7 protein-coding genes are annotated in these 6,000 nt (G+C 66.8%); 3 read left to right on the forward strand and 4 right to left on the reverse strand.

All coding sequences use genetic code 11. From position 1 onward, the window contains the following. Position 1: 1 nt before the first annotated feature. Positions 2-901 (forward strand): LysR family transcriptional regulator, encoded by a 900-nt coding sequence (locus B1790_RS27480; RefSeq protein ID WP_079926457.1) that lies wholly within the window; start codon positions 2-4, stop codon positions 899-901. 272 nt (positions 902-1,173) lie between these two features. Beyond that, positions 1,174-1,581 carry a heme-binding protein gene (locus B1790_RS27485; protein ID WP_079926458.1) on the forward strand — a complete coding sequence of 136 codons (408 nt, stop codon included), beginning with the start codon at positions 1,174-1,176 and terminating at the stop codon, positions 1,579-1,581. A gap of 122 nt (positions 1,582-1,703) precedes the next feature. Here the strand turns inward: B1790_RS27485 and B1790_RS27490 are convergent, their stop codons facing one another. Further along, on the reverse strand, positions 1,704-3,023 hold the full coding sequence (locus B1790_RS27490) for a cytochrome P450 (protein ID WP_079926459.1): 1,320 nt from the start codon (positions 3,021-3,023) through the stop codon (positions 1,704-1,706). Positions 3,024-3,267: 244 nt separating this feature from the next. Here B1790_RS27490 and B1790_RS27495 point away from each other — a divergent pair, with 244 nt between their 5' ends. Further along, positions 3,268-3,699: a PPOX class F420-dependent oxidoreductase gene (locus B1790_RS27495; protein WP_079926470.1), complete on the forward strand. Its 432-nt coding sequence runs from the start codon at positions 3,268-3,270 to the stop codon at positions 3,697-3,699. Here B1790_RS27495 and B1790_RS27500 read toward each other — a convergent pair. The 3 genes from B1790_RS27500 to B1790_RS27510 are packed head-to-tail and all read right to left on the reverse strand — an operon-like array spanning position 3,696 to position 5,878. Further along, positions 3,696-4,127, reverse strand: coding sequence for an SRPBCC family protein (locus B1790_RS27500; protein WP_079926460.1), 432 nt, complete (start codon positions 4,125-4,127; stop codon positions 3,696-3,698). The two genes, B1790_RS27495 and B1790_RS27500, sit on opposite strands and share 4 nt — an antisense overlap. A 9-nt stretch (positions 4,128-4,136) precedes the next feature. Further along, positions 4,137-5,381, reverse strand: a complete 1,245-nt coding sequence (gene lipE, locus B1790_RS27505; RefSeq protein WP_079926461.1) for a lipase LipE — start codon at positions 5,379-5,381, stop codon at positions 4,137-4,139. Further along, entirely contained in the window at positions 5,378-5,878 is a 501-nt protein-coding gene (locus B1790_RS27510; RefSeq protein WP_079926462.1) for a peroxynitrite isomerase, read from the reverse strand. The genes lipE and B1790_RS27510 overlap by 4 nt, the downstream gene beginning before the upstream one ends. Positions 5,879-6,000 lie beyond the last annotated feature (122 nt).

Genomic DNA, 6,000 nt, shown 5'->3' on the forward strand with positions numbered 1-6,000 from the left:
GATGGAATCCGGTCTCGACCTGAACCTGTTCGTCGCCCTCGACGCGCTCCTCGACGAGGGCAGCGTCAGCGGGGCCGCGCAGAGGCTGCACACCTCCGCTCCCGCAATGAGCCGGACTCTCGCCAGGCTGCGTCGCATGTTCGACGATCCGATCCTGGTGCGGGCAGGCCGCGTGATGGTGCCGACCCCGCGGGCGCTGGCGATGAAGAGCCGGGTGCACGAACTCGTCGAGCGGGGCCGTGGCTTGCTGGGGCCCGAGGAGCAGCCGGAACCGGCCACCCTGCGCCGTACCTTCTCGGTGCAGATGGGCGACCTGCTGTCGCACACGATCGGCGCCCGACTGGTGTCTCGAATTCGGGGGGAGGCACCGGGCGTCACGCTGCGCTTCGTCGGCGACAGCCACGAGGACACCGACGCGCTGCGAGACGGCAGCGTCGACGTCGAAGTCGGACAGATACCGCGGATCCACCCGGAGACCCACATCGAGCCACTGTTCTCCGACCGGATGGTCGGCGTCGTGCGGGCAGGCCACGAGCTCGCCGGCAAGCGGGTCACGCTGAAGCGCTTCGCCGCCGCCGAGCACGTCGTGTCGTCACGGCGTGGGCGCCTCACCGGACCGATCGACGGCCTGCTCGCCGAGCACGGGCTGCGGCGTCGCGTCGCCGTCTGCACCCCGACTGCGCTCGCGTCGCTGCATCTCGTTCACAGCAGCGACCTCGTCGGCATCACCGCGCTGGTGATCTCCCGCACGACGCTGGCCGCGCTCGAGCTCAGCACCTTCGAGATCCCCCTGGACTTGCCGACGCTTGATCTGAGCCTGGCGTGGCATCCGCGATACGACGCCGACGGCGCGCACCAATGGTTGCGGCAGTGCATTAGGGACGCATTTTCAGGCGTGTAGCTAAAGCCTCGGATAACGATTCGGTCACGCGCTTCCGGGCGGTAAATCACGATCAATTAAGAGTTCGGCGCCAACTCTGAAGATCGACTCCGGGCGCGCCGCCGAATTTCGCCGGATTGTTGCCCATTTCACGCCGAGTCCACGTAACGCCTGGCAGGGCATTCGCGAGGGGCTCGGCATAGCCAACTGGTCGTCTCCCATGCGCTGCGTACCGTGGAATTCGGGTCGAGTACACGGCTCGTTCACACGAGACTCCCGAGGGGAAATCGATCATGAAATTCAGTGGTAAGTCGTCGACGTCCATGCGTCGTGGAACCGTCGGCATGGTGGCTGGCGGATTGTTCGCCGGAGTCGCCGCGGCGACCATCGCGGCCCCGGCTGCGTCAGCCGCACCGGACTGCAGCGGCCAGGGCGTCGCCAACACCGTCAGCTCGGTCACGGGCTCGGCCCGCGACTACCTGCGCGCCCACCCGGGTGCCGACCAGGTGCTCTCCGCGGCGCGCAACCAGCCGCGCGAGGAGGCAGCCGCCAACATTCGGAACTACTTCACGGCCAACTCGCAGGAGTACTACGAATTGCGCGGCATCATCGCCCCGATCGGCGACACACAGCGGACGTGCAACGTCTCCGTGCTGCCACCGGACCTGGAATCGGCCTACGCCGAGTTCATGGCCGGCTGACGCGCCTCGCCGACGAACCGCGGCCACGGGCATCCAGCGGGTGCTCCGCGGCCGCGACCTGGACCGCGCCGAACGGCTAAGACCAAACCGTCAGCGCGGACGCCACAGCAGGTGCGAAGGTGTCAGGCACGACCGCCGGGACTCCACGAAACCGACAGCCGCTTGATCCCGTGGACGAAGGCCGATCTCAGACGCGCAGCATCCTCCGTCACCACGATGTCCGGAACTTGGGCCTTCAATTCGTGGAACACCGCCGCTATTTCCCGCCGGGCGAGGTTCGCTCCCAGACAGAAGTGGGCACCGCCGCCGCCGTACCCCATGTGTGGGTTCGGGTCTCTAAGCACGTCGAACTTCCACGGCTCGGTGAATCTCCTTTCGTCGCGGTTGGCGGACGAGTACCACAACGCAACCTTGTCCCCGGCCCTCATGCGTACGCCGCTGAGCTCGACATCCTCTGACAGCGTGCGGCGCATGTACCTCACTGGCGTGCTCCATCGCACGATTTCCTCGACGGCGGTCCTCCGATGGGCCTCGAAATCTCCCCACCACGCCTGGCGCTGCTCGGGATGGCGCGTCAGAGCCAATAGGCCGTGACTGGTGGCGTGCCGGGTGGTTTCGTTGCCGGCAATGGCGAGCAGTATGAAGAACGAGGCGATCTCGCCAGAGGACAATCGCTCACCGTCGACCTCGGCCTGCACCAGGCTGGTCGTCAGATCGCGTTTCGGATTACGGCGACGGTCCTCGGCAAGGCCTTTGCCGTAAGTGCCCATCGAGATCACGGCGGCGTTGCACTGGTCGCGGCTCGGTGTCACGTCGCGGTCGCCAACGCCCATCATGAGGTTGGTCCAGTCGAAGATCGCGCCATGGTCGGCTTCCGGGACCCCCATCATGTCGCAAATCACCTGCAGCGGAAGAGGTGCCGCCACCTCGGAGACGAACTCGCCAACACCGTCTCGATGCCTGCTCACCATCGCGGCCACCAAGCTCCGTGCGCGTTCAAGCACGGCGTCCTCGGTGCGAGCCAGGACGGTCGGCGTGAATGCCCGACTGACGATCGAGCGCAGCCGGTGATGCCGGGGATCGTCGAGATTGATCATCGACTCCACGTATCCGGCGATTTCCGTCGACGGCTGGTCGGTCAGCACGGTAGTGGGTGCAGATCTGAAGAGTTCGGGATTTCGACTGGCGAACCGTACGTCGGCATGTGTCGTCAGTGCCCAGAAGCCCTTGCCGACCGACCGTCCACTCCGGCCCGTCTCCGGGAAGAACGCAATGGGAGCCTCGCGGCGCAAGGTCGCAAATGCGCCGTCGTGAAAGTCGTCGTCGAGATCCCAGTGCGCCGACGAACCGAGCCCGACGTCGGCCAACGCAACGTCTGGCGGCGGCTGTCCATTTAGACGCGCAATCAGGCCAACGGGTTTGGCTGCTCGCGACGACGCCATCAGGTGGTCGCTCGGCGACGCCCGCGCCGCGGCACGGCCTGTGAATACAAGCTACGGATCGGCATTCGCACTCCCTACGTCGACGTCGCCTACGTAGCTCGTAACGCCCCGCGCGGCAGTGCATGTGACGTAGTTGGCAGACCGTGACGTAGCTCACCCACCGCGCCCGGCCACGTGCCGAGTTGGCTTCCATGGGCTCACTCCCCCCGGAATAGTGTGTGGCCGGTCACCGGTTGGGGTGGACATGACGATCTCATCGTTCAACCCGCGAACCCTGCTGGCCGACGCGAAACTCGGCGTGCTGGCCACCATCAAGGCCAACGGTCTGCCGCAACTCTCGCCGGTCACCCCGTTCTACGACCAGGCCGCCGACGTCGTCTACGTCTCGATGACCGAGGGACGCGCCAAGACCGCCAACCTACGACGTGATCCACGCGCCGCGCTCGAGGTGACCAGCGCCGACGGTTGGTCGTGGGCCACGGCCGAGGGCACGGTGACGCTCACCGGGCCGGGCACCGACCCCCAGGGCCCCGAGGTGGAGGCGCTCGTCGACTACTATCGCGCCGCAGCGGGGGAGCATCCGGACTGGGACGAATACCGGTCGGTGATGGTGTCGGATCGGCGCGTGTTGATGGCGCTTGCGATCGAGAAGGTCTACGGCGAAGCGATTCGCTAGCCGTAGAGCTCTTCGAACTTCTTGATCGACTTCTCGATGTCGCCCTTGACGGCGCGGGCGGCCGCCATGCCGATCGGGCCGAACAGAGGCGCCCCGCCGAGGTCGATCTTCAGCTTGAACTCGCATGCGTTGGACAGCGGCTTGACCGTCATCCGCAACGCGTACTTGGTGCCGCCAAGGCCCTCGCCAGTGATGCTCATCAGCTGGGGCGGGTCGTACTCCTTGATCGTCCAGGTGACGCGGTTGCGCATGCCCTTGGCGCCCGCGACGCCGACGAGGGTGGTGCCCACGGCGAGTTCGTCGGGCAGATCGCTGCGCCAGCCCTGATGCATCGTCAACCAGTCCCCCAGGGAGGACAGGTCGGAGACGTGCGACCACGCCTCCTCCGGGCTGATGGACAGTTTGCGGGACAGCTCGACTTTGGCCACCCGCTCAGGCTAACTCGCCGCCCCGCGCGGGAATCCGGCGGTGATGGCGTCGAGCACGGCGGGGTAGCGCTTGGCCTCGCGGTGGCCGCCGGGCTTGCCGCTGCTGACCACGCCGACGGCGAGGTCGCGCTCGGGATCGGCCCAGACGGCGATGTCGACCAGGCCGGTGTGACCGAACGCCGCGGGAGCGTTGAGCCCGAACGGTCCAAACCGCTTGGATCCCAACATGTATCCGGTACCCCACCGCATCGGCATCAGGCCCATGGCGATGTCGGGCCGCAGTCGCCGGGCCAGCGCCGTTGCCGCGCGCAGGGTCTCCGGCGCCATGACACGCACACCGTCGAGCTCCCCGCCGCGGCGAAGCATCTCGGCGAAGCGGGACAGTTCGTGGGCGGTCGAGACCGTGCTGGACGACGGCACCACGCTGGTGAGGAATTTCGGCGTGTTGGTGAACGGGATGATCTGGTGCGTCGTGCCGCCGATGGCCAATTTGAAGGCCGCCGCGATCGGTGCGGGCAGCGGCGATCCCGTGGCATGGCTGGGCGCGACCAGCGGAACATCTTGCGGTGCAACGCCGTAATTGGTCCAGCGGAAGCCGAGCGGGTTCAGGATCTCGTCGGCGAGCACGTCGCGGATGTCCTTGCCGGTGGCAGCCGAGACGATCTCCCTGGTCAGCGGTCCCCACGTCAGTGCGTGGTAGACGTGCACCATTCCCGGCGGGTAGATGGTTCGCAGGTTGCCGAGCATCTCGCGGGCGTACTCGCTGTCGTTCATCCGCTTCAGGTCGGGCTTGGGTCCGGTCGCGAAGGGAACGCCCGCGCTGTGGGTCAGCACGTGCCGGATGGTGGTGCGGTCCTTGCGGTGGCTGGTGTAGGTCGGCAGGTACTCGCAGACCAAGTCGTCGAGTGAGAAGGCACCGCGCTCAGCCAACAGGTGGAAAACGGTGGTAGTCATCGCCTTTGCCGCCGAATAGACGCAGAACGGCGTCTCGGTCGTCACCGGGATCTTCTCGGCGTCGGCCGGATCTTGAGGGCCGTTGCCCCAGCCGTGACCAATGGCCCGGTCGAGGACGACGCGACCACGGTGTCGGATGCAGACCTGGATCGCGGGATGCATCCCGGCCGAATACCAGTGGCGGGTGGCCTGCCAGATGCGTTCGACCGACCCGGGATCGGTGTCGGAGTGGTCCTCGGCGGCGACGCACGTGACGGCGTCGAGGTCGGCGGGAACGCGGATCCGTCCGTCGGTGGTCACGTCGTCTTCCTGTGCAACGTCGCGGCAAGATGGTGCTGAAGCGGCTGGTCCACCGCGCCAAGGCGAAGGGTGTAGGTCAGCTCGTCACCGGCGACGCGAAACGAACGACCGAGCGCGGTAACGTCTTTCGCCGAAGCGGTGAGCCCGATCGATGTCGCCGTCAACTCCAGCTCTAGCACGTCACCGCTGACGGTCAGTGTGCCCTCCTGAATCTCGGTGACACCCGTCGGATGCGCAAGCACCAGTTCGACACGGCCGTCCGAGGGCACCCGCAGGTATCCGGTCTCGGCGTGCAGGGGCCGCCCGTCGTCGGTGGCCTTCGTCCGCTGCCCGTAGCTCAGGAACGGTTTGCCGACGTGGCCGAACGTGACCTCCTCGAGGTAGGAGAACGACGGAATCGTCGGGTATTCGCCCGCGCCGGAGCCCGCCCACGTGCCCAGTAGGGGAGCGAGCGCGGTAAGCGCGGGATGGAGGTCTGGCGGGCCGCCGAGCGTCATGGAGAAAACCCTACTCACATCGTCGGTAGGGGCGGCAGACTGCACGGCCAGGATTTGTCGGACCTCGCTCCTATGATGGTGGCATGTCCTCGCCCGCAACGTCTTTGAGCTCGAAGGAGCGC

Origin of the sequence: Mycobacterium sp. AT1 (assembly GCF_002043095.1) — a bacterium.
Classification (GTDB): domain Bacteria; phylum Actinomycetota; class Actinomycetes; order Mycobacteriales; family Mycobacteriaceae; genus Mycobacterium.

What these genes read in the sequence shown, in the direction of transcription:
- B1790_RS27490 (WP_079926459.1), bottom strand. Translation starts at nt 3,023, where the DNA reads ATGGCGTCGTCGCGAGCAGCCAAACCCGTTGGCCTGATTGCGCGTCTA.
- B1790_RS27480 (WP_079926457.1), top strand. Translation starts at nt 2, where the DNA reads ATGGAATCCGGTCTCGACCTGAACCTGTTCGTCGCCCTCGACGCGCTC.
- B1790_RS27510 (WP_079926462.1), bottom strand. Translation starts at nt 5,878, where the DNA reads ATGACGCTCGGCGGCCCGCCAGACCTCCATCCCGCGCTTACCGCGCTC.
- B1790_RS27485 (WP_079926458.1), top strand. Translation starts at nt 1,174, where the DNA reads ATGAAATTCAGTGGTAAGTCGTCGACGTCCATGCGTCGTGGAACCGTC.
- B1790_RS27495 (WP_079926470.1), top strand. Translation starts at nt 3,268, where the DNA reads ATGACGATCTCATCGTTCAACCCGCGAACCCTGCTGGCCGACGCGAAA.